The organism is Glycomyces niveus (genome assembly GCF_017592475.1).
GTDB lineage: Bacteria > Actinomycetota > Actinomycetes > Mycobacteriales > Micromonosporaceae > Glycomyces > Glycomyces niveus.
In genome coordinates, this window is record NZ_JAGFNP010000028.1 from 1 (window position 1) to 622 (window position 622).

Below are 622 nucleotides of genomic sequence, written 5' to 3' on the forward strand. Positions count from 1 at the left end.
CCATGACCGTTCTGCATCTGAAAGGCGTGAGCCGGACCCACGGCTCGGGCGAGAACATCGTCCACGCCCTGATCGAGGCCGAGCTCACCATCGCGGCCGGTGAACTCGTCGCCATCATGGGCCCTTCGGGGTCCGGCAAGTCGACCCTGCTCAACCTCGCCGGCGGCCTGGACGCCCCGACCTCGGGCCAGGTCCTCGTCGAAGGCACCGTCCTGGCCTCGCTCAACAAGAAGCGCCTCGCCGCATTGCGGCGGCGCAGCGTGGGCTATGTGTTCCAGGACTACAACCTGGTGCCGAGCCTGACCGCGGCCGAGAACGCCGCGCTCCCGCTGGAACTGGACGGCATGTCTTCCTCCAAGGCCCGCAAGCTGGCGCTCGCGGCCCTCGAAGAGGTCGGGCTCGATGTCAAGCAGGCCGACCGGTTCCCCGATGAGATCTCCGGCGGACAGGCCCAGCGTGTGGCCATCGCCCGGGCGTTGATCGGCGAGCGGCGCCTGGTGCTGGCGGACGAGCCGACCGGCGCGCTCGACTCGCACACGGGCGAGGAGGTGTTGAAGCTGCTGCGCCGCCGCGTGGACGCGGGCGCGGCCGGACTCCTGGTCACCCACGACGCACGGCACGC

The 622-nt window shown here is 70.6% G+C and carries 1 protein-coding gene; it reads left to right on the forward strand.

What is annotated here, in order from left to right; genetic code table 11:
• Nucleotides 1–2: 2 nt before the first annotated feature.
• The coding region (locus J5V16_RS24030; RefSeq protein WP_208499913.1) for an ABC transporter ATP-binding protein at nucleotides 3–622 on the forward strand (620 nt) is incomplete at its 3' end.